Origin of the sequence: Gemmobacter sp., assembly GCF_016792925.1 — a bacterium.
GTDB lineage: Bacteria > Pseudomonadota > Alphaproteobacteria > Rhodobacterales > Rhodobacteraceae > Gemmobacter.
The window spans coordinates 1-1648 of sequence record NZ_JAEULU010000176.1 but is presented as its reverse complement, the minus strand read 5'-3'; the positions used below and the strand labels follow the sequence as shown (position 1 = coordinate 1648).

Genomic DNA, 1648 nt, shown 5'->3' with positions numbered 1-1648 from the left:
CGCCCGCGCCAGCTCTCGGTCGACGAGACGGCGCATGGCGGTGGCCACGGTTTCCACGCTCTCGGCCAGATCGGCGGCGCCCCGGTCGCGCAGCTGTTGCGCATCGCCGAGCAGCGCTTGCAGCGGGGTCTTGAACCCATGCGCGAGGTCCGAGGCGCGATGGCGCGCCCGCGCCAGCTCGGCATCGCGATCATCCAGAAGCTGATCAATCTCGGCGGCCAGAGGCTGCACCTCTTGCGGCATATCCTGCCCCATGCGCGGCTGCGCCCCCGAACGCAGCGCCGCCACCCGGGCGCTGACCTGCGACAGGGGTTTCAGCCCGATGATTACCTGCGCGACAGACCCGGCCAGCAGCAAGCCCCCGAGCAGGGCCAGATAGGGCAGAAGGTCCGAGAGAAACCCGGCCCGCGCGCGCTCCAGCTCGCCCCGATTGGTGGCGACCACCACACGCAGCGGCACATCGCCCACCTGAAAATGCTGTTCAAAGGCCAGCAGCGGTTCGCCCATCGGGCCGGGCAGGGTTTGCACCCGCGACTGGCCGGGCGTCAGGTCGATGGCGGGCAGCGGCAGGGTATAATCCCACAGCGAGCGCGAGCGGCGCCGCTCGCCCGCCAGTTCGGCCTGCCAGTAATGGCCGGAAAAGGGCTGCTCATAAAGAGGATCACCCGGCGCCTGCCGGAAGCTGGGCCCGCCCGGCGTATCGGGCTCCACCATGGCCACGACAGACAACGCCCGCGCCGCCAGATCGGCCACTGCCACGCGCTGCACATGGCGATCAAACAGGAAAGTCAGGCCAAAGGCCGCAATCAGCAGCGCGCCCGCAATGGCCGCCGCCCCTGCCGCCATCAGCCGCCAGCGGATCGAGCCGGGCGCCGCCCTCACGCCTGCGCGCCTTCCAGATAATAGCCAAAGCCGCGCCTTGTGCCGATGACGCCCGCCCCCAGCTTGCGCCGCAGCCGGGCGATGATCGCCTCTACGGCATTGGCCTCCTTGGCGTCATCATCGCCATAAAGATGCTCGATCAACTCGGTCGGCGGCACCATCCGGCTGCGATGCAGCGCCAGATAGGCGATCACCCGAAATTCCAGCGGCGTCATGCTGACCGGCACGCCCCGCAGCGCCACCGTCATGCGGTTGAGGTCGACCGACAGCGCCCCCACCTCTTGCTGCGCCGTGGCGAGGCCCCCGGAGCGCCGCACCAAAGCGCGCGCACGGGCCAGCAATTCCTCCATGCGGAACGGCTTGGGCAGGTAATCATCGGCTCCGGCGTCAATGCCCTCCACCCGTTCGGTCCAGGCGCCGCGCGCGGTCAGCACCAGCACAGGCGCCTCTACCCCCTCGGCGCGCCACCGCTTCAGCACGGTCAGGCCATCCAGCCGGGGCAAGCCCAGATCCAGCACGATCAGGTCATAGGCCTCGGTGCCGCCCTGAAACCACGCAGCCTCGCCATCGGCCACGTTTTCCACCCGGAACCCCGCCGAGGTCAGGGCGCGGGCCAGATCTTCGGCGATCCGGCGGTCATCCTCCACCACAAGCGCGCGCATCAGTCCTGCTCTTCCTCGTCCATCTCGACCAGAGTGCCGGTCGCGGCCTCCAGATCCATCTCGATCAAACGCCCGTCGGGGGTGATCAGCTCCACCTCATAGAC

The 1648-nt window shown here is 69.1% G+C and carries 1 protein-coding gene and 1 pseudogene; both read right to left on the bottom strand.

Annotated elements, in window-relative coordinates:
* Positions 1 to 882 (bottom strand): annotated as a pseudogene (locus tag JNN06_RS08300) (sensor histidine kinase); the annotation flags it as partial.
* Complete coding sequence (locus JNN06_RS08295) at positions 879 to 1544, bottom strand: response regulator transcription factor (protein ID WP_291239121.1); 666 nt, start codon at positions 1542 to 1544, stop codon at positions 879 to 881. The pseudogene JNN06_RS08300 and the gene JNN06_RS08295, both read right to left, overlap by 4 nt.
* Positions 1545 to 1648 lie beyond the last annotated feature (104 nt).

What these genes read in the sequence shown, in the direction of transcription:
- JNN06_RS08295 (WP_291239121.1), bottom strand. Translation starts at nt 1,544, where the DNA reads ATGCGCGCGCTTGTGGTGGAGGATGACCGCCGGATCGCCGAAGATCTG.